This is a genomic window from Salinibacillus xinjiangensis, assembly GCF_009649735.1.
Taxonomy (GTDB): Bacteria; Bacillota; Bacilli; order Bacillales; family Alkalibacillaceae; genus Salinibacillus; species Salinibacillus xinjiangensis.
Genome location: NZ_WJNH01000002.1, coordinates 295,849 through 319,161, shown reverse-complemented (window position 1 = coordinate 319,161; position 23,313 = coordinate 295,849). Strand labels below are relative to the sequence as shown.

Below are 23,313 nucleotides of genomic sequence, written 5' to 3'. Positions count from 1 at the left end.
AGGCTCTCGTTTATACGAGAATTTAAATTTTCCTAAAATGAATAGGAGGGAACATTCGTGGCCTTTGAATTTAAATTACCAGACATCGGTGAAGGCATACATGAAGGTGAAATAGTAAAGTGGTTCGTCAAAGCTGGCGATGAAGTTAAAGAAGATGATGTACTATGTGAGGTACAAAACGATAAATCTGTAGTTGAAATTCCATCCCCTGTTGAAGGTACAGTTATTGATGTGAAGGTAGGTGAGGGAACTGTTGCTACAGTTGGAGACACATTGATTACTTTTGATGCAGAAGGTTATGAGTCTGAAACTACAGAAGAAGAAACAAAAGCAGAAGAGCCTAAAGAAGAGGCGAAGGAAGAATCTCCTAAAACACAAGAAGAGCCAGAACAGGTTGAAGATGACGGTAAACGCGTTATTGCGATGCCATCTGTTCGTAAATATGCTCGTGATAAAGGTGTCAACATTAAAGCAGTAAGCGGGTCAGGAAAAAATAATCGCGTATTAAAAGAAGATGTTGACCGTTACCTATCAGGTGACCAAGCAGAAGCTGCACCAACTAAAGAAGCGGATACTACAGAAGCACCAGCTGCTGCTCAACAAGTTGCAGTTGAGGGACAATATCCTGAAACAAGAGAAAAAATAAGTGGAATTCGTCGTGCAATTGCAAAAGCTATGGTAAAATCGAAACAGACTGCACCACATGTTACACTTATGGATGAGATTGACGTAACAGAACTAGTTGCACATCGTAAGAAATTCAAGCAAGCTGCATTAGATCAAGATATTAAGCTAACATATCTTCCATATGTAGTGAGAGCACTAGTTTCTGCACTTAAGAAATTCCCTGTTCTAAATACATCTTTTGATGATGAAACAGAGGAAATTATCCATAAGCATTATTACAACATTGGAATTGCAGCTGATACAGATAAGGGACTTCTTGTACCAGTTGTCAAAGATGCTGATCGTAAATCCATCTTTGAAACTTCCAAGGAAATTAATGAATTGGCGGTTAAAGCTCGTGATGGTAAATTATCTGCAGATGAAATGAAAGGTGCATCTTGTACCATTACCAATATTGGTTCTGCTGGTGGTCAGTGGTTTACTCCTGTAATTAACCACCCTGAGGTAGCCATTTTAGGTATTGGTCGTATAGCTGAAAAGCCAGTTGTTCGTGATGGTGAGGTTGTTGTTGCACCTGTACTTGCACTTTCACTAAGCTTTGACCACCGTATGATTGACGGTGCAACTGCTCAACTAGCGTTAAATCATATTAAACGCTTGTTGAATGATCCACAATTAATCATGATGGAGGCGTAATTTATGGTAGTAGGAGATTTTCCAGTAGAAGTAGACACACTCGTAGTTGGAGCTGGCCCTGGGGGTTATGTGGCAGCGATTCGCGCAGCACAAATGGGCCAAAAGGTAACGATTGTAGACAAAGGTAATCTTGGCGGAGTTTGTTTGAACGTTGGTTGTATTCCATCTAAAGCATTAATATCTGCAGCTCACCGCTATGATCACGCTCAACATTCTGATGATATGGGAATCACAGCTGAGAATGTAAAGGTTGATTTCTCAAAAGTTCAGAAGTGGAAAGAAGGAGTTGTAAACAAACTTACAGGCGGTGTAGAAGGTTTACTTAAGGCGAATAAAGTTGACATCGTAAAAGGTGAAGCATATTTTGTAGATCAAAACACTGTCAAAATTATGGATGAAAAGAACTCTCAAACTTATAAGTTCAATAATGCAATTATTGCAACTGGTTCTCGTCCAATTGAGCTAAAGCCTTTCCCTTATTCTGATCGGGTATTAGATTCTACAGGTGCTCTAAATTTACCTGAGATTCCGAAAAAACTAGTCGTCATCGGCGGAGGTTACATTGGATCAGAACTTGGAACAGCTTATGCTAACTTCGGTACTGAAGTAACTATTCTTGAAGGTACTGGTGACATTATTGGTGGATTCGAAAAATCCATGACATCAATCGTAAAACGTCGTCTTAAGAAAAAAGGTGTTAATGTCGTAACGAACGCAATGGCACAAGGTGTTGAAGAGACAAAAGACGGAGTAACGGTTACTTATGAAGTAAAAGGAAAAGAAGAAAAGGTTGAAGCAGACTACGTATTAGTTACAGTAGGACGCCGTCCAAACACAGATGAGCTAGGCTTAGAACAGGTCGGAATTGAAGTTTCTGATAAAGGCTTAATTAACATTGATAAGCAATGCCGTACCAGTGTATCCAACATTTATGCAATCGGGGACATTGTGGAGGGACCACCACTTGCTCATAAAGCTTCCTATGAAGGAAAGGTTGCTGCAGAAGCAATCAGTGGTGAAAAGGCTGAGGTTGATTATATCGGAATTCCAGCTGTTGCATTCACAGATCCAGAACTTGCAAGTGTTGGGTATGATGAAAAAGCAGCTAAAGATGCTGGCTATGACGTGAAAGCGGCGAAATTCCCTTATGCAGCAAATGGACGTGCTTTATCTCTAAATGACACAGATGGATTTGTTAAGCTTGTTACACGTAAGGAGGACGGATTAGTGATCGGTGCTCAGGTAGCAGGGGCTAATGCAAGTGATGTTATTGCAGAATTAGGTCTTGCTATTGAAGCAGGAATGACTGCTGAAGACTTAGCATTAACCATTCACGCTCACCCAACATTAGGTGAGATTTCAATGGAGGCTGCTGAGGTTGCACTTGGTATGCCAATCCATGTTGCAAAATAAGTTTAATTACTAAAGGTGATCACATTTTGTGATCACCTTTTTTGCTTTGAGTTATCAATAATTTCAAGTTTTTATCATATATATGATAAAAAGATCCAAATTGGGACTGATAGATATGAAGGGTTGGACATATATACAAATTATTGTGGTTCTTTGGAGCCTTTACATACTAACCACACATTTATCAAAGGACCATTCGATTGTAAATATTATATTTTTTCTATGGTTCTTTGTCATAGCATTTTATATTGGTAAGTTTTTTAGTCTAAAGTACATGAACCGAATTTTGATTATTAGTATTACTTTTATTGTGTTATATGGGGGACAACATTTATTTAATACATTATTTTTTAAGACATAAATAAACCCCATGCGAAATCATGTCGCATGGGGTTTAGATTATTTTGTTTGCTGTGGTTGGGGGCCGCGTTTCCTTCTTTGTAACGGATAAATTTTGGCCTCTTCTTTAAACTCTTTGATGAGTGAGTAAATAATCAACAATAGTATAAACGTGAATGGGAAAGCTGCGATGATGGAAGCTGTTTGTAAAGCCCCTAGTCCACCCTGCCATAATAAGACGGCAGCTGCAGCTGATTGGACGATTCCCCAAGTAAATTTCACCTTTTTCGAAGGATCTAGATTACCGTTAGTTGTTTGCATTCCTAATACAAAGGTTGCTGAGTCTGCTGATGTAATAAAAAAGGTACTTATAAGCAAAATCGCCAATGTAGATGTAATTATGCTAATTGGATATTCGCTTAATACTGTAAACAAAGCGACCTCATTTCCTTGATCAGAAATGATAGACATTATATCGAGTCCTTGGTGAAACTCTAAAGAAATTGCGGAACCACCAAAAACGGAAAACCAAAGTGCACCAAAAATGGTAGGGACTAATAAAACACCTAAAACAAATTCACGTACTGTTCTACCTCTTGATACACGTGCAATAAATGTTCCAACGAATGGAGCCCATGCAATCCACCATGCCCAGTAAAAAATAGTCCAATCTTGCACCCAGGTACTATTTTCATCAAATGGTGTCATTCGAAAGCTCATGGAAGGAAGGTTTTGCAAATAACTTCCGAGCGTTGTTGTAAACAAATCCATAATGAAATTAGATGGGCCTGCAAATAAGACAAAAAACATGAGCAAAATCGCAAGAACAATGTTAGTGTTACTTAACATCTTTATTCCTCGATCTAATCCTGACATAGCGGATATTAAAAAGAGTACTGTCACGACAATAATGATAATTAATTGCAGTGAAAATCCTTTTGTAATGTCCTCAAATAAAAACCCTATACCTCCACTAATTTGCTGTGCACCTAATCCGAGAGAAGTTGCCACACCGAAAATAGTGGCAAATACGGCGATAAAGTTAACTAGTGTACCCCATCCACCATTCATTTTGTCACCGAATATAGGCTCTAGTATGCTACTTACAAGTCCAGGGGAGTCCTTTCTAAATTGAAAGTAAGCAAGTGCAAGAGCCAGTACTGAATAAACGGCCCATGGATGCAAGCCCCAATGGAAAAAACTATAACGTAAAGCAATTCTTGCGGCTGCACCATCTTGTAGTCCAGGTTCCGGTGGGTTATGAAAATGAGAAATTGGTTCCGCAGCTCCCCAAAACACTAAACCAATTCCCATACCTGCACTAAATAACATCGCAAACCATGACATATACGAGTATTCAGGCTTATCAGTATCTTTACCTAACACAATATTTCCGTATTTTGACGCAACTAAGAAAATCGCAAAGATCAGAAAGGCTGTAGCAGATAGTAAATAGAACCAGCCAAATTTTTGTACCAAAAAGCCTTGGATTTTAGATGTAACATTCTCTAAATTCCAGTTTTGAGCCACATCATCGGGTAAAACCCCCCAGATGACAAATAAAATGGATACAACCAAGCTAATGTAAAAAACCTTTGATACCTGTTTACGCATGATGAATAACTCCTTCTAAAGCTGTTTGGTTATAGTATCTTCATTTGACAACTCAATATGTGTAATGTGGTGTAGCTCTTCAATAACTCTGTGTAAAAATAGCAGTTCATACAAGACAATGGTTTGTGGTGGTAAGTGTTGTTCTTTATTCATAACATGTTCCTCTTTCCAATGCCAAAACTCATCATCTAGCTTTTCAATCCACTGATAATGTTCTATTGGAATCTCATGATGTGGCGTTTTTAATATGCCCGCAAATGACAAAAAAATACTTCTTATCAATTGTTTCTCAGCCTCGGAAAACGCATTGCGCTTTAAGCGGATAAATTGCAAATTCCCCATATGGTCTATGACCTGTTTCAAATACGTTAATTTTTTTTCACAGTAATGCAGCCTACGAAGATTTTCTTTGGAGAACTTATGATACTTCCACTCTTCACGCTGAAATTGAATAAAATTGGAGGTCTGATTGATTTCACGTAAGATTTCCCTATACAAAAGCTTGAATTTTTGTTGCTGATTGAACTTGGCTTCTATTAGATAATCGTTAACATATGTACATAATTTCGCTGATCGTTCAAATAAATTTTCCATATTGCTATCTATATATTTCGTATAATTCGGAGGGAGTAAAAAGAAATTGACTAAAGTCGATACTACAATTCCAATAGTAGTAGTGGCTAACCTCACAATGAAAGAATCGAATGAATTACCATGAAAGTCAGGTATCATAGCAATAGCTGTTAGTGTAGCAACTACAATGCCCTCATCTAGCTTTAGCTTGTGGCATAAGGCAATTGTAAGCATGGCTGCTAGCGCATATGTGATTGCGCTTTTTCCAAACACAGAATAAAACGAAACCGATAGGAAAGCTCCAATGGCGGATGCAGGAAAACGGACCATTGCCTTTTTAATAGAGTCTGCAGCTGTATGTTCTACAGTCACAATTGCTGTCATGACTGCAAATATAGCCGGGAAATGAAAATATTGACATATTAAGGTTGTAATAAAAACAGAAATTCCTGTTTTAAAGGTTCTGCCACCTAAGGGTAAATACGTTTTAACTTTAGATAACACAATGACACGTCCTTTTGTTTCTGTACATCAACATATTAACCAATATACCATACTCGTTAACAATTTTAACTTTATACTTCTTATAAAAAATCGTTCAGCTTTCATAATATCTAGTATAATAAAGATAAAATACACCTAATGGGGGGAGCAAAATTGAAAAAAGCGTTGATATTTATGATGCTACTATTACTATTCTTTACCGCTGCATGTGGAAAAAATGAGGAAGAGGGTATGCAGGATGGTAATGAAAATCCTGAAACTAACGAGGTTGAAGAGGAAGAACAACAAGAAACTGAAAATCAGGAGTCAGGTAAAGAGCAACAAGAAGAGGGTAATGAAGAGACCCCATCAGAATCCACTGAAGAGGAAGCTAAGCCAGAAGAGCAAGAACCAGAGGATAAAAACGTAAAGCCTATGTATGAGGTTTCAGACGTTTGGAGTATTAAGCCTATTGATGAAAAGGCAAATGAGAAAGTTGTATTGTTAACCATTGATGATGCTCCGGAGGAATATGCTGTTGATATGGCAAAAACCTTAAAGGAGTTAAATGCCCCAGCTATTTTCTTTGTAAATGGTCATTTTATTGATACGGAAGAAGAACAAGCGCGATTGAAGGAAATCGCAGATATGGGGTTTGCAATTGGAAATCATACTTATAATCACACAAAACTAGATGAGGTATCAGAAGAAGAACAACGAAAAGAAGTTGTAGAACTAAACGATTTAATTGAAAAAGTTATCGGGGAAAGGCCGAAATTTTTCCGCGCTCCACATGGAGTCAATACGGACTATGTGAAAACTTTAGTAAAAGAAGAAGGTATGACTTTAATGAATTGGTCATATGGGTATGATTTTAAGGCTGATTATATGACAGAGGATTCTATCAGAGATATTATGATTAATACGGAATTACTATCGGACGGGGCCAATCTGCTAATGCACGATAGAGAATGGACAGCTGCTGCCTTAGCTGACATTGTAACAGGTCTACGTGATAAGGGATACGAAATGGTAGATCCAAATTTAATTCAAACACCATAAAGGAAGGCCATCTAAGATATCTTAGATGGCCATTACTTACATCATTCGCCCATTAAATAATTTTATTTTCCCCTTAGTTTTTTTTGCTAGAAATTTGGCTAGTTCGTTAGCTTTACTTTTATCCCCGTGTTTTGCGGTATCTGGCAAAGTAATTTGTATGTAACCGTCCTCTTCATGAACTCCGATTAAAAGGGCATTATAACGGTCGAGCTGACCGTATAACAATAAATAATTCCCTTCATCTGTTTCTTTTTCCTGAATAGTGTAGGGAAATGCATGACTCGAGTAATCCCAATTCAGCTGATCTCCTGTTTTGGCCGTAATGTCTTGGTAGTAAAGTAAATACTCTTTTACATCCGCAAGTGTAATGGTTTGTTTTGGATTAACATAAATATAAGTACTACTACTCAAGTTACCACTCCTTGCCATCTTTTCCTATATCATATCATGAAAGACTAAAAGATTACAGAAAGTTTAGGTAAGTACAAAAACTTTTTACAGCAAAATGATTAGTAGGTAAAAATTACCGGATAAAAAATAAAAGTGTTATACTATTTAGGGTTGAAAAATTAATTATGACATAATAAAATGTAGATACGAAATGAAAACGTTTTAATAAAATAAGGAGCTGGTCTTGTGATGGGCACAATTGTTTGTCAAGATTGTCAACGTGTAATTGAACATTTTGAGGATGAAAAGGTGACCACATTGTACGGAAAAGGCTGCGACTGTGAACAAAACAAAAAATAATAAAAATGCTGCCTCATTTGGGGCAGCATTTTTATTATTTGCTATTTTCTTAGAGTTTGATGTTTTGACTAAAAAGATAAAAACTGCGACGTAACTTTTAGCATGACTTGTTTCCAAATATCAAATTGATGAGTGCAAAACCGTCGCTACGGAAATACACTTCGCTTTCACTCCAAGGGCACAAATGCGACATCTTTTCAAACTCCCTTTGGTCGTTTTCATAGTGTCTTCTTTGCCGCCGGCGAGCGGTGAGCCTCCTCGCTGCGCTTGCGGGGTCTCACCTGTCTCTTTGATCCCACGAAGAACAGGACGTTCAAGTGTCGGTGCTCTGCCACTGGACGTGGCCGTTTTTAACCGACCAGGAGTCTCCGTGTATTTCCTCCGCTATAAACAATGGCTCATTCGTTTATTTTGTAGTGAACTATTGTTAATCAAAAGCTTTTTAACTATGCATACATCAGAGCACTTTAACAGTGGAGGCAGAATACGGAAACTCCTATGGGAGGAAGCGTGGTGAAGACCCCGCAGGAAGCGGTCTGGGCTTCCGAGGAGGCTGAGGCCGCGCCCATGGAAAGCGAAGTATTCTGCCGGAACGGTTTGCATGCACTCAATATTATTCAGAACGAATCAAGCAATACTAAAAAGTCGCACTACGTCTCATTTTCAATCTACTGAGAAGTATAAAAAAGCAACAAAGTTAAGTTTACGAAAACAGCCTTATTATTTTATGGCCACATATTCACGAATAACCCTTATGTTCTCTAATGTTTCATCGTGTGGCCCCTGTACTGGAAGTCCTGCTTTCATGTTCTGGTGGATGTATTCTATATTTTCCTTTGATATGATTTCTCCTGGCATAAATATAGGAATCCCAGGTGGGTAGATCATCACAAATTCTGCACTAATACGACCTGCCGAATCTTGTAGGGGAACGACTTCTGTCGGTGAATAAAAGGCTTCTCTAGGGGATAATGCCAAAAGTGGAATATCTGGCACCTCAACTTCAACCTTTGCTTTTTTCTTGGCAGAAGGACTAAAGGTTTTGGAAAGCTCCTGTAAAGCCTCTATTAGAACATTAATTTCATGATTCGTATCACCGTGTGTAACAATACAAAGGATATTATATAAATCAGATAATTCAACCTCAATATTATAGTTTTTCCGAAGCCAAATCTCCACATCATGCCCCGTAATACCCAATCGTTTAACGGATATAATCAATTTACTTGGATCATAATCGTAAGTCGCTTCAGAACCAAGGATTTCCTCGCCAACACAATATAATAATTCTATTTCATTGATTTTGTCCCGCGCATAGTCAGCTAATCGTAAGGCGTGTTCGTTTAATTTCTCTCCATTCATAACCAAATTTTTACGAGCTACATCTAAGGAGGAGAGTAGCAGGTAGGAGGTGGAGGTAGTTGTAAGCATGGAAAAAATCGCTTGAACCCGCTCATAGGAAACAAGACTGCCTCTAATATTTAAGACGGAGCTCTGAGTCATGGAACCTCCTAGCTTATGAACACTCGTTGCAGCCATATCAGCACCTGCTTGCATAGCAGAAAGAGGAAGTCGCTTATGAAAATGGATATGGACACCATGAGCTTCATCGACTAATACAGGTACATTATAGTCATGTGCAATGTCGACAATCTTTTTTAAATCAGCTGCAATACCAAAATAAGTAGGATTGATTACGAGTACGGCTTTCGCATCAGGGTGTGCCTTTAATGCTCTTTCAACAGAATTAGGAGTAATTCCGTGTGAAATACCGAGCTCGGCATCTAATACAGGATGAATAAAAACGGGAGTAGCTCCTGAAAAAATAATGGCCGATGTAACGGACTTGTGAACGTTTCTTGGAATAATAATTTTATCCCCAGGATGACAGACAGCCATGATCATTGTCATAATCGCTCCACTTGTTCCCTGAACAGAGAAAAGCGTATTATCCGCACCAAAAGCATCTGCGGCAAGCTCCTGTGCTTCCTTAATTATTCCTTGTGGATGATGCAGGTCATCGAGAGGTTCAATATTTATTAAATCCAAGGATAAAGCATTTCTTCCTATAAAGTCCCGAAATTCTGTATCCATTCCTGAGCCTTTTTTGTGACCAGGAATGTGGAATTGGATGGGATTTTGTTTTAAGTGATTTTGTAAGCCGGTAAATAAAGGGGTTTTATTTTGATTCATGTTCCATTACACACCTTTCAATCGTACAAGGTTTTACTCCTAATATAGTATCCTTCATCAAGTTAAAAATTAAAATAGGTTCGGTTCTGTCTAAGAAATAAAAAAATTAAAAGCAAATACATTTTTCCATAAGTGCTATTTTTTCTCAACATTATTTTTCTTTCGTGATAACATGAATGTAGTAAATTGTTTTATATAGGAGGCAGATGAATGGGGTTTAATACGCGAATTACTGAATTATTAAACATTGATTATCCGGTAATACAGGGAGGGTTAGCACATCTTGCCTATGCAGATTTAGCTGCAGCCGTTTCAAACGCAGGGGGACTCGGACAAATCACAGCTATGAGTTTGGAAAATGAGGACCAACTTAGAGATGAAATTAAAAAGGTTCGGCAAATGACCGACAAACCTTTTGGTGTAAACTTTGCGATTGGTCAACAAAGAAGACCGTTTGAAAACATGGTGGCAGTCGCACGAGAAGAAAAGGTGCCTGCGATTACAGTTACAGGTGGTAACCCAAAACCTGTATTAGACATGGTAGAGGGGACAGGTATTAAAAAATTAGTTCTTGTGGCGGCTAAACGTCAAGCTGAAAAAGCAGAAGAGCTTGGAGCAGATGCAGTTATGGTCGTTGGTCACGAAGGTGGAGGGCATTTAGGTAGAGATGATATTGGTACCTTTGTATTGACACCACAAGTAGTGGATGCTGTATCTATACCAGTTGTTGCGTCTGGTGGTATCTCAGATGGTCGTGGACTTATGGCTGCATTAGCCTTAGGTGCAGAAGGAATTGAAATGGGTACACGTTTTATTGCAACAAAGGAATGTATTCACGCTCATGAAACATATAAAAAGGCATTAGTTGAAGCAGACGAAAAATCAACTGTAGTTATCAAAAGAACCTTAGGCGCTCCAGCACGAGCATTAAAAAATAGTTGGACAGACGAGATATTAGAGCTGGAAAAAGACCAACCAGGCTATGAAAAACTCAAGTCGTATATCAGTGGCACAGCTAACAAAAGATATATATATGATGGTGAAACAGACGAAGGGTTTGGCTGGGCAGGACAGGTTGCCGCTAGAATTCAGGATGTTCCATCTGTCCAAGAGCTATTTGATCGCATGATTGAAGAGGCTAAGAGTATTAGTTCAAGATGGGATCAGTTATCCTAAGCGAAAGGAGTCATACATATGGAATATCCATACCCAATAGACGAGAGCTGGGACAAAGATGAGGTCATTGATGCCATCAATTTTTTTCAAATGGTTGAAAGGGCATATGAACAGGGTGTGAAACGAGAGGACGTACTAATGACCTATACTCGATTTAAGCAAATTGTTCCATCGAAAAGTGAGGAAAAACAGATCGATAAACAATTTGAGAAGGATTCTGGTTATTCAACGTACCGCACCGTACAAAAAGCGAAACAAGCTGAAGAAGGTGAAAAAATTAAAATGAATTAAAAAGGGGCCGGCTCTTACCCATGGAGAGTCCGGCACCTTGATATTACAGTTCTTTTGTTAGACGATAAAGATACTCAAGCTGTTGAAAGGTATCTTCACATTTTTGAATAAATTGTTCTGGGTTGGTGAGGATAGGGTCGTTTCTGTCTACATTTACTCCACACAGAATCTCAGCTTTTTTGACTGTTTCTAATCGGTCTAACATTTGCTCCAAGTTCGCTTCTTGATGGGATATGGCTTCTGGTTTCGTATGATCAATTGACCAAACAAAGTCAGATGGAACCTGTTTTTTTACCTGGTTAAGGTTTGCCTTTACAACCTTTGCATATTCTTGTTTGATTGGGTTTTCGTAAATGATGGCAAACCAAATAAATAGGTGAGTCTCCCATAGACCAATTTGGAAATGTGGAAGCTTTTTGTACCCTCTTTTGCTGTTGGCAAGGGCAGCCCAAGTATCATTTGGAGGGTTTTTCGTTCTACGTGCATGCTTAGCCACATGTACAAACATTTCATCACCTGTTAAAGCAGTAAGGCCTTGTGATAATTCCTCAGCAAGAGCTTCTAGCTTAGGTGATACATGTCCACGTAACTGCTCCATGCGTTCATCTAAACCCGGTATAGTAAACACATCAAAATCTTTTTGTGTAAATCCAGTAAAAGAAGTCAAAATGTATTACTCCTTTCGTTTAATATTCCTTGTTATAATTTATCGGAATTTGTCAATTTATTTTAGCATAGCTAAAATTGTTATGAAATTAATTTGCACTAGTCGAAGGTTTCAATATGCGTTATATGGTATTTTTTGATAACATACTTGTTAAATGATTATCAAAGGAGATAAAAATATGGATTCGGTAGAAAAACAACAGATTTTTGATCACGCTAAGGAATGGACGTTGGAAGCAGGCGAACGGATAAAAGCCCAATTAGATAAGCCATTTAAAGTAAATACGAAAAAAGATCGGAAAGACCTTGTGACAGAGGTAGACGAAGATACAGAAAGGTTTTTTGCTGAAAGGATACGAAGTACATACCCAAATCATCAAGTTTTAGGGGAGGAAGGCTTAGGTGACAATGTAACCTCACTAGATGGGATTGTTTGGATAATTGATCCTATAGATGGAACGATGAATTTTGTCCATCAGCAAAGGCATTTTGCCATTTCGGTTGGCCTTTATAAAGATGGTGAGGGCATATTCGGTCTCATTTATAATGTTATGACTGATGATTTATACGTTGCGAAAAGAGGAGAAGGGGCCCACAAAAACGGGGTTCTTTTACCAAAGCTAGACCAAAGTAGAAAATTAGAGGATTCGCTTCTTGCTTTAAATCACTATTGGTCCATTCCTAATCGACGCTTTGACGAAAAAGGAATTCATGAATTGGTTCGTAAGGTTAGAGGTACGAGGACCTTTGGCTCAGCAGCTTTGGAATTTGCCTTTGTGGCTGAAGGAATTATTGATGGCTATATGACAATGCGTTTGGCCCCATGGGATATAGCAGCCGGAATTATTTTAGTAAATGAAGTAGGAGGAGTTACATCCAGAGTCGATGGTTCTCCCTTAAATATGCTAAAGGAAAATTCGGTTATTACTTGTAATTCAGCTATACAGGAAGAAATTGTGAATAATTATATTCGCAAAAAATAAAAAAGACGAACAGAGGTTTTTCCTTTATTCGTCTTTTTTCTTTAATATTTCTATAACCCTTGTTTACGTTTCATTTTTAATCCAAATCCCATAAGGATGAATCCTAGGAGGAATAAGCCAAAGGAGAGTAGGTATTGTCGAAATCCAATGGTAATTCCGATGGATGCAAAGCATAGAATGACAAGGACAGCTAGTAAAAACATTTTAGTCTCATATTTCATATTCCCCACCTCTTTATATAATCAGTTTACATGAAGAAGGAAGATGTGAACAAGTATTTCATTGTAATTTATAAAAAGCATATTCCTAGGTGTTAAAGGATTCTTTCTTGTCCATTTTTTAGTAGCGTAATGGGGCAAGTTTTAGTATGATGGTGTAGATAAGAACGTTAAGGAGGATTATCTATGCCAAGTGAACAGTCCATCCCAGATCAAGGATTCCGGCCTCTAACAGATATTTTCATTGAGCATATTGGGGGAGTTGAAGGTTTTTGGTATTTATATTTAACTATTGTTATTTTTGCCGCAATTACATATAAATTAGGCTTTGCTCGGAAGCTTCCGTTGTTAAAGTCTATTGTTGTTTATATATTCCTTGCTCTTGGATGTTTCATTTTAACCTTTTTTTCGGAAGGGTTACCGATGCTTGAGGTATTGGTTGTCTCAGCCCTTGTTTTAGGCATATATCGATATCGATTAGCCCAAGAACGTAAACGAAGAAATAGAGAAGGAGTTGAAAGTAATACGTGAATTCCTTACAGGATGTTGTGTATAATTGGTTGTCGATTAAGCTTGTAGCTGATGTTAGGCCAGAGGATTTATCAGCAGTAGAAACAACTCAATTTTTTAGAGAAATGTTAACGAACGACCACAACGTAGAAGATATTCATGTAGACAAGAGAGAAGATATGTATTTAGTAACTGTTACAAAGCCTGAGGAAACACGCACATTCCGCTTTCCCATTGAGCTTATTGAGTGCATAGTTGATCAAATCGAAAATGAGCCTGAAAAGTATTCAGTTTATCCCAATTAGGGAAGGAAAAAACCACGAGTCCTTACTCGTGGTTTTTGGATTACGATATATTAAATGTACGGGTCATTTTTCTTTTGACGATACTCTTTAAAATTACCTGTAGCAAGTCGTTCTGCAGTTTTTTTATCAATTCGGTCACGACATTCGTCACACATGTAGGATAATACACGTCTTTTTCTTAGCTGCTTGGCAAGTAGGCTAGTTCCTTTTATGTCGTTTACTTGATCACATAAGATGCATTTTGCTTTCATTATTTCACCTCTAGTTTCAGCATAAAATAAGTATAACATGTAATAGGTGCACTAGCCACACTTCAAAAATAACCCAACAAAAAAGTCATCTAACGTTATACAACTCGTTAGACGACTTTTTTGTTTCTATATATTTAGTCCCTATTCATACGCTTGTTCGATTGGTCATCCTGTAGCTTCTCTAATTGTTCTTCTTTGTTTTTATCCTTTAACATCTCACTATTTGAATCTGGTTCTACAGGCTGATTTTCCTGTTGTGGGATTTCAGGTATATAGCGACCAACCAATGCCGCTAATTCATCCATGATTGCATCTTCTGGGTGTCCCTGGCGAATTTTATAAGCCAATCTACGTAAACGTTCATTCACATCACCGTCAGCTGAAACCATGGTATTATTTCCATGTATATCTTGTTTTAGGGCTTCTGAAACCGAATATTTAATTGTACCAACACGAGTCCGGTCAAGTTCTTCATCTACATCAATGCCCACTATAGAATAGGGTCCTAATACAACTGCTGTTGCCTCATTCACACCTGGAACTTTTGAGGCAATCTTTGCAAGATGTTGGGCCATTTCTGTATTGGAATATTCCTTTTCTTCATGTCTTACATCTGAATCCTTAACCTGTAAGTACTGGTCTACGTCATTATTACGGGCTTGTTCGTCATTATTATTGTTACAGGCGCTAAGACTAAATACAGCTATGATCAGATAGAGAAAGGGAATAAATGGTTTGCGCATAATTCAAACCTCCTTTTACAAATATATTGTTTCTCTTTCGTCTAACTTTATGTTTTCCCACATATATTTAAATTACGGAAGCCTTGCCAAATCTTACACAAATGATAAATAGGAGGCGGCATTTTGAAAAGGATATATGTTTTGGATACCAATGTTTTGCTACAGGATCCCCGAGCCATTTTCTCATTTGATGAGCATGAGGTCGTCATACCAGCAGTCGTTCTAGAAGAGGTGGATTCTAAAAAGCGAAACATGGATGAAGTCGGTCATAATGCAAGAGAAACATCACGTATCATTGACCGATTCAGGCAAATAGGTGAGCTCTATAAAGGAGTATCATTACCCAATGGAGGAACATTTAGAATTGAGCTAAATCACCGGTCTTTTTCAAAGCTTGAAGAAATCTTTTTAGAAAGGACAAATGATAATCGAATTCTTGCTGTAGCCCTAAATTTACATTTAGAGGTCAAAAAATTGAATCGTAACCAAGAGGTTGTACTTGTCTCAAAGGATATTTTAATGCGGGTGAAGGCAGATGCTTTAGGATTAGCTGCTGAGGATTTTTTGAATGAAAGAGCTGTAAAGGAAGACAGCATTTATGAAGGATTTCAAGAGTGGGATGTTTCTGCAGAAGATTTAAATAAATTTTATCAAGAAGGCAAATTAAGCATACCAGATGAAACATTAAATCGTCTTTATTCGAATGAATTTATCGTGATGAAAAATAAATGGAACCCATCTCAGTCAGCTATTGGAATTTTAAACACAAATCGAAATGTCATTGAAAAGTGTCGTTTTCAGGCTGATAATGCTTGGGGAGTGACCCCGAGAAATGCCCAACAAACCATGGCAATTGAGCTTTTATTCCGTAGAGATATCCAGCTGGTTACGATGATTGGAAAGGCAGGAACAGGCAAAACACTGCTTGCACTAGCATCTGGACTTATGCAGGTAGAAGATATGGGATTATATAAGAAAATGCTTGTGGCAAGGCCCGTGGTACCATTAGGAAATGATATTGGTTATTTACCTGGAGAAAAGGAAGAAAAATTAAAGCCCTGGATGCAACCGATTTATGACAACTTAGAATATTTGTTTGATGTTAAAAAAGCTGAGGATTTGGATCGAATTCTTTCGGGACTTGGATCCATTCAAGTAGAGGCATTAACATACATAAGAGGTAGGAGCATTCCAGAGCAGTTAATTTTAATTGATGAAGCACAAAATTTAACGAAACATGAAGTGAAGACAATTTTAACTCGTGTTGGAGAAGGAAGTAAGGTCATTTTATTGGGTGATCCATATCAGATTGACCATCCTTATTTAGATGAGTATAATAATGGACTTGTTCATGTAGTGGAGAAATTTAAAAACTCAAAATTAAGTGGCCATGTTAAATTACACAAAGGGGAGCGTTCATCGTTAGCCCAATTATCTGCTGATTTATTATAGAGAATGATTAGGGGAAGAGTATTTGAAAAAGGGACTGACTCATAAGCGAGTCAGTCCCTTTCATGATATTGCATATTAACTTTATTTAATTTTAATTTCAGAAACCCCTTTAATTGGTGTATCTTTATTGGATTCATCGCCAAAATAAAAATGAAGGGGACCATCTTCTTTAAGTGGTTTTCCTTCCACAGCAAATAGGGCGAAACCTTCTTTTAAAGTATCTAAACTAATTTCCTGATTTCCGTTGTTGGTAACAAGAATAGCGGAACTTGCTGAATCTGAAACCTCAGCATTCTCTAGAAAAGGTTTTAAGGACATTACATATGTACTTTGTAATATTTTTTTACGTTCAAATCTTGAGATGCTTTTATTCACGGGTGGATTAATTTTTTGCTGATAGACTTCCCGATTCCATCTTTTGGATGCCTTTTCATTCTCATCTTCAACATCTTGTTCGACATCGGAACTCTGAAATGCTTGGTCAAATTCAACTTTACGGTCATCAAATATCCAAACACTAGGATCTAGTGTGATTGGGAATTTAACATTGCCGGTTAACTGTACAATCATTTTTTCACCTCATCCATTCTGCATTTACTTATCTAGTATAACGAATTTTTTCGCATGATGCATTAAGGAGGATATAATTTATGGAAATTGTTTCGGAGGAAAAACTTGAGAAATGGGTCGAACATGTGAGAATTTATGCAAATAACGGCAAGGTAGCAGATTATATTCCTGCTTTAAAACGCCAAAATCCAGAAATAAATGCAGCAGCTTTTTATAGTACAAATGGTGAATGCGTTGGGGCTGGTCAGACACAATATACTTTTACCCTTCAAAGTGTTTCGAAGGTTTTAGCTCTTGCAGTTGCCCTTATGAAGCATGGTGAATCAGCGGTATTTTCTCGAGTTGGAAAGGAGCCAACAAGTGAGCCTTTTTATACTATCTCAAAGATTGAATTGGAAAGACCATCCAAGCCCATCAATCCAATGATTAATGCGGGTGCATTGGCTGTAACCAATATGCTATACGGAGAGAATTCTGAGGAAATGTTTAAGCAAATCCTTCATTTTGTTCATAAATTAACGGGCGATTCAACGATCGATTATGATCCTGAGGTGGCGAAATCTGAATATGAAACGGCATTCTTAAACCGGTCTTTATGTTACTTTATGAAACAAAACGGAATTATAACAGGTAGCGTAGAAGAGCTACTGGATACGTATACAAAGCAATGTGCCATTCGTATGAATGTGAAACAGTTAGCTAAAATAGGGGCTATTTTTGCTAATGATGGGGTAGACATAGAGTCGGGCGAGCAATTAATTCCGAGGCATCATGCTAGAATTTGTAAAACATTTATGGTTACTTGTGGGATGTATAATGAATCAGGTTCCTTTGCTATTAATGTAGGAATTCCGGCAAAAAGTGGGGTTTCTGGTGTTATTTTAGGTGTTGTGAGAGACATAGGTGGAGTCGCGGTTTTTGGTCCTGCACTAGATGAAAAAGGAAATAGTGTAGTAGGGTTGAAACTGTTGGAAATGATGTCTGATTATTATGGGTGGTCTATTTTTTAAATAAAATTATCGTCGGTATCCTTTTCTCTTAAGATATCTGAAAATCTTGCATTTTTACTATGAAGACGTTAATATATTGAAGTAGATACTATTTATTTTATTATTATGGATGATGAATGTCTTCAAGTTATATTATTTTATTGGTCAAGTTTTCTTTAAATGAGGGGGGATACCCGTGTCGTCAGAAGTAGCGATGGATCGTGATCAGGCATTGGCTGTATTGAAAGAAGATGCTGATAAAATCCTTCAATTAATAAAAGTACAAATGGACAATTTAACGATGCCTCAATGCCCTCTATATGAAGAGGTTTTAGATACACAAATGTTTGGACTTTCTAGGGAAATTGCTTTCGCTGTGAAGCTGAATTTAATCAGTGAACATACAGGAAAAGAAATTTTGGAAAATCTCGAAAAACAACTAAGTGCACTCCACGAGGCAGCACAGGCTCAAAAATCCCCGAAATAAAAACTCAAATTACAACAAAATTGTTGTAATTTGAGTTTTTTGTTAATTAGAACTTTAGAACAGATTTTACTGATATGCAGGAAAATTGGGTGAATATGTCGTACATAAATATAATACGGTTTTACGAATTAATTATAATAAAGCATGTTTTATGTTGATTAATGTCTTTTTACTTTAATCCGACAAAACGAAAATAAAAACAAACCATGAGGATGGCTGAGATATGAAAACAAGATTTAAAAAATTAGATTTCACATTAATGTTCACACCACTAGCACTTTCCTTGTTCGGTTTAGTCATGATTTATAGTGCAAGTATGGTATTAGCTGTATATCAAGGACTAGATAGTAATTATTATTTAATTAAGCAAATACAATGGATAAGCTTAGGCGCGTTTGTATTATTCTTTTTCGCATTCGTACCCTATCAAAAATACCAAAGAATTATAAAACTAATCGTTATAGGGATGTTGCTTTTACTCATTTTCGTGTTCCCTTTTGGGGGAGATGCAGTAAATAATGCTAAATCCTGGTATGACTTTAAAGTGTTTAGATTCCAGCCTGCGGAGCTCGCAAAGCTTGGATTAATTTTGTATTTAGCTTCGGTATATTCGAAAAAACAATCTTACATACATGATTTCGGTAAAGCGGTTATTCCGCCATTAATTTTAACTGCAATAACGGTGGCCTTAATTGTATTTCAACCTGATATTGGTACTGCCTCAATTATTTTACTTATCGCATTAAGTGTTATTGTTAGTTCAGGTATCCGTATGCGACATTTAATGTTTTTAGCGACAATCGGCGTATTATTTGTTGCCTTAGCCATACCAGCTTTAGAGACGGAGGAAAGGGTATCTAGATTTACCGGTGCTTATGAGCCATTTTCTGACCCTACAGATACAGGGTTTCATTTAATTCAATCATATTTAGCAATTGGTTCAGGAGGGCTTACCGGTGTAGGATTAGGCGACTCCGTACAAAAATTAGGCTACCTATCAGAGCCACACACTGACTTTATTCTTGCTGTAATTGCTGAGGAGCTTGGCTTGGTAGGGGTTGCCATAACCATAGGATTATTGGCAACTATTGTAATACGAGGTTTATACATTGCCAACAAGTGTGAGGATGCCTTTGGTTCACTGTTAGCTATAGGTATATCATGCATGATTGGGATACAGGCAATCATTAATATCGGTGCTATGAGTGGGGCGCTACCTATTACCGGTGTAACATTGCCATTTGTAAGTTATGGGGGAAGTTCTCTGTTGATCTCATTGGTCTCCATGGGAATTTTAAATAATATAGCGATGCAAGTAAAATCTAAACAAACATTCACGAAAACGCGGTCGGAAGTTCCAAAACAAACATACGAACAAAAACCATCGATCGTGTCAATGAAGGAGAGGAGAGGAAATACATGGGCGAAGTAAAACAAATAAAGAAAGTTTTAGTTGCCAATAGGGGGGAAATTGCCATACGGGTATTTAGAGCTTGTACAGAGCTAAATATTCGTACTGTGGCTATATATTCACAAGAGGATACGGGCTCATATCATCGCTACAAAGCAGATGAGGCCTATCTTGTCGGACAAGGCAAAAAACCAATTGATGTTTACTTAGATATAGAAGGCATTATTGAGATTGCCAAGAGAGTGGGGGTAGATGCCATTCACCCTGGTTATGGCTTTCTGTCAGAAAATATTCATTTTGCAAGGCGATGTGAAGAGGAAGGGATTATTTTTGTAGGTCCTACTAGTCATCACTTGGACATTTTTGGGGACAAGGTAAAAGCGAGACATCAAGCTGTAAAAGCCAATATACCCGTTATTCCTGGTAGTGATGGTCCTGTTTCAGATATCGAGGAAGTCAAGCAATTTGGTAAACAACATGGTTTTCCGATCATTGTTAAGGCTGCTTTAGGTGGAGGCGGAAGAGGAATGCGGATTGTACGTAGTCCTGAGTCGCTAACAGAAGCATTTGAGCGAGCTAAATCGGAAGCAAAGGCAGCATTTGGCAGTGATGAAGTATATGTGGAGAGACTAATTGAAAACCCGAAGCATATTGAAGTGCAAATTTTAGGTGACAAAGCAGGTAATATAGTTCATTTATATGAACGTGATTGTTCTGTGCAACGACGGCACCAAAAAGTTGTAGAAATTGCACCAAGTGTTTCATTACCTGATAAAATGCGTGAGGACATTTGTGATGCAGCTGTTCAGCTGATGAATGAAGTGAAATATGTAAACGCAGGAACGGTTGAGTTTTTGGTTACAGAAGATGAGTTTTATTTTATCGAAGTGAATCCGAGAGTCCAAGTAGAACATACAATTACCGAAATGGTAACAGGAGTAGATATTGTTCATACCCAGCTTTTAATAGCTGAAGGACATAATTTATTTGGAAAGTTAATTGATTTACCTCAACAAGAAGCCATTACAACGAATGGATATGCTATTCAATCAAGAGTTACCACAGAAGATCCCCTAAATAATTTTATGCCAGACACAGGTAAAATTATGGCCTATCGAACTGGAGGGGGATTTGGAGTAAGATTAGATGCCGGAAACGGATTTCAAGGTGCGGTAATTTCACCTTATTATGATTCTTTACTCGTGAAAGTTTCCACCTGGGCCCTCACTTTTGAAAAAGCTGCAAGCAAAATGGTCAGAAATTTAAAGGAATTTAGAATAAGGGGAATAAAAACAAATATTCCTTTCCTTGAAAATGTTATTCAGCACGAAAAGTTTTTAAATGGAGAATATGATACGACGTTTATTGACCAATCACCAGAGCTTTTCGTGTTCCCGAAAAGAAAAGATAGAGGGACTAAAATGCTCTCATATATTGGTCATACAACCATTAATGGCTTTGAAGGTCTAACGCAAAAAAAGAAACCAAACTTTTTAGACCCGCGTATACCAAATGTAAAACGCTCGGAACCACACCCATCAGGAACCAAACAAATTCTTGATGAAAAAGGCCCTGAAGGATTGGCGACCTGGCTTAAAGAACAAAAGGAAGTGTTATATACAGACACGACATTTAGGGATGCTCATCAATCCCTTCACGCTACTCGCTTCCGAACTAAAGACCTTTTACAAATTGCGGAACCGACAGCTCGGTTACTACCTGAATTATTTTCGGTAGAGATGTGGGGGGGTGCAACATTTGACGTATCCTATCGTTTCTTAAAGGAAGACCCTTGGGATCGATTATTGAAGTTAAGAGAAAGGATGCCAAATGTTCTCTTCCAAATGCTTTTACGTGCCAGCAATGCTGTAGGGTATAAGAACTATCCAGACAATGTCATTCGCGAATTTGTTGAGAAGAGTGCCAATGCGGGAATTGATGTATTCCGTATTTTTGATAGCTTAAATTGGGTTAAAGGTATGACCTTGGCTATCGATTCTGTTCGTCAGAACGAAAAGGTAGCGGAAGCAGCTATTTGTTACACTGGAGATATTTTAGATTCATCACGTCCAAAGTATGATTTAGCATATTATCGTTCCATGGCAAAAGAGTTGGAGAATGCTGGAGCACATATATTAGGTATAAAGGATATGGCAGGATTGCTAAAACCAGAAGCGGCCTATCAATTAGTCTCAACCTTAAAAGAGGCAGTGGATATTCCAATCCACCTTCATACTCACGATACAAGTGGTAATGGTATCTTTACGTACGCAAAAGCGATAGATGCAGGCGTTGATGTTGTAGATGTTGCGGCAAGCTCAATGGCAGGATTAACCTCTCAACCAAGTGCCAATAGTCTTTATTATGCCTTAGACCAGCATGAGCGTAAGCCTCAAATTGATATAAAAGCTTATGATCAATTAGCGAATTACTGGGAGGATGTAAGGAAGTATTATCATGATTTTGAAAGTGGAATGATGGCACCGCATGCGGAAATTTATGAGCACGAAATGCCTGGTGGGCAATATAGTAATCTACAGCAACAAGCCAAAGCAGTAGGTCTGGAAGAGCGTTGGGATGAGGTCAAAAAAATGTATCGTCGAGTAAATGATTTATTTGGCGATATTGTCAAAGTAACGCCTTCGTCTAAAGTTGTTGGAGATATGGCGCTATACATGGTCCAAAATGAGTTAACAGAAGATGACATCTATGAGCGGGGAGAGTCCTTAGATTTTCCTGATAGTGTAGTGGAGTTTTTCCAAGGATACCTAGGACAGCCATATCAAGGTTTTCCACAAGAGCTTCAACGAATTATCCTGAAAGGCAAGGAGCCAATCCAAGTTCGTCCTGGTGAGCTATTAGATAATGTCGATTTTAAAGAACTACAGGAAACCCTGTATCATAAATTGAACAGGCAAGTGACCAGCTTTGATATGATTTCACATGCCTTGTATCCAAAGGTATTTTTAGACTATAACCATTTCTATGACCAATATGGTGATATGTCCGTACTCGATACACCTACATTCTTTTATGGAATGAGGTTAGGTGAAGAAATTGAGGTGGAAATCGAACAAGGAAAAACCTTGATTGTAAAACTTGTTTCTATAGGTGAGCCTCAACTGGATGGAACAAGAGTTATTTACTTTGAATTAAACGGACAGTCCAGAGAAGTAATTGTAAGGGATGATAGCATTAAGAGTTCCATTCAAGAGCGACCAAAGGCAGATAAGACCAATGAAAAACATATTGGTGCATCTATGCCTGGAACCGTTATAAAGGTCCTTGTAGAGAAAGGTGAGAAGGTCAAAAAAGGAGATCACATGATAATCACTGAAGCCATGAAGATGGAGACAACCGTACAGGCTCCGTTTGATGGTAAAGTCAAGGATATTTATGTAGATAACAATAATGCAATCTCAACTGGTGATCTATTAATTGAATTAGAATAACCTTCTAGATAGAAAAGCGCTCTGTTCCACTGAAACAGAGCGCTTTTTTTAGGCTACGG

24 protein-coding genes are annotated in these 23,313 nt (G+C 37.9%); 15 read left to right on the top strand and 9 right to left on the bottom strand.

Annotated features, from left to right (window positions below; genetic code table 11):
* The first annotated feature begins 57 nt into the window (after nt 1-57).
* Complete coding sequence (locus tag GH754_RS04295) at nt 58-1,323, top strand: dihydrolipoamide acetyltransferase family protein (RefSeq protein WP_323741849.1); 1,266 nt, start codon at nt 58-60, stop codon at nt 1,321-1,323.
* Between the two features lie 3 nt (nt 1,324-1,326).
* Nucleotides 1,327-2,736, top strand: coding sequence for a dihydrolipoyl dehydrogenase (lpdA, locus tag GH754_RS04290; RefSeq protein WP_153727492.1), 1,410 nt, complete (start codon nt 1,327-1,329; stop codon nt 2,734-2,736).
* Between the two features lie 399 nt (nt 2,737-3,135).
* On the opposite strand, the gene GH754_RS04285 is transcribed toward lpdA, so the two are convergent.
* Together GH754_RS04285 and GH754_RS04280 are read right to left on the bottom strand one after the other, a co-directional pair.
* Nucleotides 3,136-4,689, bottom strand: coding sequence for a glycine betaine uptake BCCT transporter (locus GH754_RS04285; RefSeq protein ID WP_153727491.1), 1,554 nt, complete (start codon nt 4,687-4,689; stop codon nt 3,136-3,138).
* A gap of 15 nt (nt 4,690-4,704) precedes the next feature.
* A complete protein-coding gene (locus GH754_RS04280; protein ID WP_323741848.1) occupies nt 4,705-5,766 on the bottom strand; it encodes an FUSC family protein in 1,062 nt (353 codons plus the stop codon).
* A gap of 153 nt (nt 5,767-5,919) precedes the next feature.
* Here GH754_RS04280 and GH754_RS04275 point away from each other — a divergent pair, with 153 nt between their 5' ends.
* Nucleotides 5,920-6,807 carry a polysaccharide deacetylase family protein gene (locus GH754_RS04275; protein WP_228550118.1) on the top strand — a complete coding sequence of 296 codons (888 nt, stop codon included), beginning with the start codon at nt 5,920-5,922 and terminating at the stop codon, nt 6,805-6,807.
* A 36-nt stretch (nt 6,808-6,843) separates the two neighbouring features.
* On the opposite strand, the gene GH754_RS04270 is transcribed toward GH754_RS04275, so the two are convergent.
* Nucleotides 6,844-7,218, bottom strand: a complete 375-nt coding sequence (locus GH754_RS04270; RefSeq protein WP_194841276.1) for a DUF1885 family protein — start codon at nt 7,216-7,218, stop codon at nt 6,844-6,846.
* Between the two features lie 228 nt (nt 7,219-7,446).
* Between GH754_RS04270 and GH754_RS04265 the strand changes: the two genes are divergently transcribed.
* Together GH754_RS04265 and GH754_RS04260 are read left to right on the top strand one after the other, a co-directional pair.
* Nucleotides 7,447-7,557 carry a GapA-binding peptide SR1P gene (locus tag GH754_RS04265; protein ID WP_153727489.1) on the top strand — a complete coding sequence of 37 codons (111 nt, stop codon included), beginning with the start codon at nt 7,447-7,449 and terminating at the stop codon, nt 7,555-7,557.
* Nucleotides 7,558-8,070: 513 nt separating this feature from the next.
* A complete protein-coding gene (locus GH754_RS04260) occupies nt 8,071-8,232 on the top strand; it encodes a hypothetical protein (RefSeq protein WP_153727488.1) in 162 nt (53 codons plus the stop codon).
* A 45-nt stretch (nt 8,233-8,277) separates the two neighbouring features.
* Here GH754_RS04260 and GH754_RS04255 read toward each other — a convergent pair whose 3' ends face one another.
* Nucleotides 8,278-9,750: an aminotransferase class I/II-fold pyridoxal phosphate-dependent enzyme gene (locus GH754_RS04255; protein WP_153727487.1), complete on the bottom strand. Its 1,473-nt coding sequence runs from the start codon at nt 9,748-9,750 to the stop codon at nt 8,278-8,280.
* 210 nt (nt 9,751-9,960) lie between these two features.
* Between GH754_RS04255 and GH754_RS04250 the strand changes: the two genes are divergently transcribed.
* Nucleotides 9,961-10,926, top strand: a complete 966-nt coding sequence (locus GH754_RS04250) for an NAD(P)H-dependent flavin oxidoreductase (RefSeq protein WP_153727486.1) — start codon at nt 9,961-9,963, stop codon at nt 10,924-10,926.
* Nucleotides 10,927-10,944: 18 nt separating this feature from the next.
* Nucleotides 10,945-11,217: a UPF0223 family protein gene (locus tag GH754_RS04245; protein ID WP_153727485.1), complete on the top strand. Its 273-nt coding sequence runs from the start codon at nt 10,945-10,947 to the stop codon at nt 11,215-11,217.
* 43 nt (nt 11,218-11,260) lie between these two features.
* On the opposite strand, the gene GH754_RS04240 is transcribed toward GH754_RS04245, so the two are convergent.
* Complete coding sequence (locus tag GH754_RS04240; protein WP_153727484.1) at nt 11,261-11,884, bottom strand: YktB family protein; 624 nt, start codon at nt 11,882-11,884, stop codon at nt 11,261-11,263.
* Between the two features lie 178 nt (nt 11,885-12,062).
* On the opposite strand from GH754_RS04240, the gene GH754_RS04235 reads away from it, so the two are divergent.
* Nucleotides 12,063-12,866 (top strand): inositol monophosphatase family protein, encoded by an 804-nt coding sequence (locus GH754_RS04235; RefSeq protein ID WP_153727483.1) that lies wholly within the window; start codon nt 12,063-12,065, stop codon nt 12,864-12,866.
* Between the two features lie 50 nt (nt 12,867-12,916).
* Here the strand turns inward: GH754_RS04235 and GH754_RS04230 are convergent, their stop codons facing one another.
* Nucleotides 12,917-13,087, bottom strand: a complete 171-nt coding sequence (locus tag GH754_RS04230) for a DUF5325 family protein (protein ID WP_153727482.1) — start codon at nt 13,085-13,087, stop codon at nt 12,917-12,919.
* A 183-nt stretch (nt 13,088-13,270) separates the two neighbouring features.
* On the opposite strand from GH754_RS04230, the gene GH754_RS04225 reads away from it, so the two are divergent.
* Together GH754_RS04225 and GH754_RS04220 are read left to right on the top strand one after the other, a co-directional pair.
* Nucleotides 13,271-13,615, top strand: coding sequence for a YlaH-like family protein (locus GH754_RS04225; RefSeq protein WP_153727481.1), 345 nt, complete (start codon nt 13,271-13,273; stop codon nt 13,613-13,615).
* Nucleotides 13,612-13,899 carry a hypothetical protein gene (locus GH754_RS04220; protein ID WP_323741847.1) on the top strand — a complete coding sequence of 96 codons (288 nt, stop codon included), beginning with the start codon at nt 13,612-13,614 and terminating at the stop codon, nt 13,897-13,899. The genes GH754_RS04225 and GH754_RS04220 overlap by 4 nt, the downstream gene beginning before the upstream one ends.
* A gap of 50 nt (nt 13,900-13,949) precedes the next feature.
* Here GH754_RS04220 and GH754_RS04215 read toward each other — a convergent pair whose 3' ends face one another.
* On the bottom strand, nt 13,950-14,150 hold the full coding sequence (locus tag GH754_RS04215; RefSeq protein ID WP_153727480.1) for a YlaI family protein: 201 nt from the start codon (nt 14,148-14,150) through the stop codon (nt 13,950-13,952).
* A gap of 134 nt (nt 14,151-14,284) precedes the next feature.
* Nucleotides 14,285-14,893: a YhcN/YlaJ family sporulation lipoprotein gene (locus GH754_RS04210; protein WP_153727479.1), complete on the bottom strand. Its 609-nt coding sequence runs from the start codon at nt 14,891-14,893 to the stop codon at nt 14,285-14,287.
* Between the two features lie 123 nt (nt 14,894-15,016).
* Between GH754_RS04210 and GH754_RS04205 the strand changes: the two genes are divergently transcribed.
* On the top strand, nt 15,017-16,345 hold the full coding sequence (locus GH754_RS04205; RefSeq protein WP_153727478.1) for a PhoH family protein: 1,329 nt from the start codon (nt 15,017-15,019) through the stop codon (nt 16,343-16,345).
* A gap of 81 nt (nt 16,346-16,426) precedes the next feature.
* Here GH754_RS04205 and GH754_RS04200 read toward each other — a convergent pair whose 3' ends face one another.
* The gene (locus GH754_RS04200) at nt 16,427-16,915 is read right to left on the bottom strand and encodes a hypothetical protein (RefSeq protein ID WP_153727477.1); all 489 of its coding nucleotides are present in this window, start codon (nt 16,913-16,915) and stop codon (nt 16,427-16,429) included.
* Between the two features lie 80 nt (nt 16,916-16,995).
* Here GH754_RS04200 and glsA point away from each other — a divergent pair, with 80 nt between their 5' ends.
* From glsA to pyc, 4 genes are all read left to right on the top strand, one after another.
* Nucleotides 16,996-17,925 carry a glutaminase A gene (gene glsA, locus GH754_RS04195; protein WP_153727476.1) on the top strand — a complete coding sequence of 310 codons (930 nt, stop codon included), beginning with the start codon at nt 16,996-16,998 and terminating at the stop codon, nt 17,923-17,925.
* A gap of 175 nt (nt 17,926-18,100) precedes the next feature.
* Nucleotides 18,101-18,391 (top strand): YlaN family protein, encoded by a 291-nt coding sequence (locus GH754_RS04190; RefSeq protein WP_323741846.1) that lies wholly within the window; start codon nt 18,101-18,103, stop codon nt 18,389-18,391.
* A 223-nt stretch (nt 18,392-18,614) separates the two neighbouring features.
* Nucleotides 18,615-19,823, top strand: a complete 1,209-nt coding sequence (ftsW, locus tag GH754_RS04185; protein WP_153727475.1) for a putative lipid II flippase FtsW — start codon at nt 18,615-18,617, stop codon at nt 19,821-19,823.
* Nucleotides 19,811-23,254 (top strand): pyruvate carboxylase, encoded by a 3,444-nt coding sequence (pyc, locus tag GH754_RS04180; protein WP_153727474.1) that lies wholly within the window; start codon nt 19,811-19,813, stop codon nt 23,252-23,254. The genes ftsW and pyc overlap by 13 nt, the downstream gene beginning before the upstream one ends.
* The last annotated feature ends 59 nt before the right edge of the window (nt 23,255-23,313 follow it).

What these genes read in the sequence shown, in the direction of transcription:
- GH754_RS04235 (WP_153727483.1), top strand. Translation starts at nt 12,063, where the DNA reads ATGGATTCGGTAGAAAAACAACAGATTTTTGATCACGCTAAGGAATGG.
- glsA (WP_153727476.1), top strand. Translation starts at nt 16,996, where the DNA reads ATGGAAATTGTTTCGGAGGAAAAACTTGAGAAATGGGTCGAACATGTG.
- GH754_RS04255 (WP_153727487.1), bottom strand. Translation starts at nt 9,750, where the DNA reads ATGAATCAAAATAAAACCCCTTTATTTACCGGCTTACAAAATCACTTA.
- GH754_RS04285 (WP_153727491.1), bottom strand. Translation starts at nt 4,689, where the DNA reads ATGCGTAAACAGGTATCAAAGGTTTTTTACATTAGCTTGGTTGTATCC.
- GH754_RS04200 (WP_153727477.1), bottom strand. Translation starts at nt 16,915, where the DNA reads ATGATTGTACAGTTAACCGGCAATGTTAAATTCCCAATCACACTAGAT.
- GH754_RS04250 (WP_153727486.1), top strand. Translation starts at nt 9,961, where the DNA reads ATGGGGTTTAATACGCGAATTACTGAATTATTAAACATTGATTATCCG.
- pyc (WP_153727474.1), top strand. Translation starts at nt 19,811, where the DNA reads ATGGGCGAAGTAAAACAAATAAAGAAAGTTTTAGTTGCCAATAGGGGG.
- GH754_RS04210 (WP_153727479.1), bottom strand. Translation starts at nt 14,893, where the DNA reads ATGCGCAAACCATTTATTCCCTTTCTCTATCTGATCATAGCTGTATTT.
- GH754_RS04265 (WP_153727489.1), top strand. Translation starts at nt 7,447, where the DNA reads ATGGGCACAATTGTTTGTCAAGATTGTCAACGTGTAATTGAACATTTT.
- lpdA (WP_153727492.1), top strand. Translation starts at nt 1,327, where the DNA reads ATGGTAGTAGGAGATTTTCCAGTAGAAGTAGACACACTCGTAGTTGGA.
- GH754_RS04230 (WP_153727482.1), bottom strand. Translation starts at nt 13,087, where the DNA reads ATGAAATATGAGACTAAAATGTTTTTACTAGCTGTCCTTGTCATTCTA.
- ftsW (WP_153727475.1), top strand. Translation starts at nt 18,615, where the DNA reads ATGAAAACAAGATTTAAAAAATTAGATTTCACATTAATGTTCACACCA.
- GH754_RS04225 (WP_153727481.1), top strand. Translation starts at nt 13,271, where the DNA reads ATGCCAAGTGAACAGTCCATCCCAGATCAAGGATTCCGGCCTCTAACA.
- GH754_RS04245 (WP_153727485.1), top strand. Translation starts at nt 10,945, where the DNA reads ATGGAATATCCATACCCAATAGACGAGAGCTGGGACAAAGATGAGGTC.
- GH754_RS04215 (WP_153727480.1), bottom strand. Translation starts at nt 14,150, where the DNA reads ATGAAAGCAAAATGCATCTTATGTGATCAAGTAAACGACATAAAAGGA.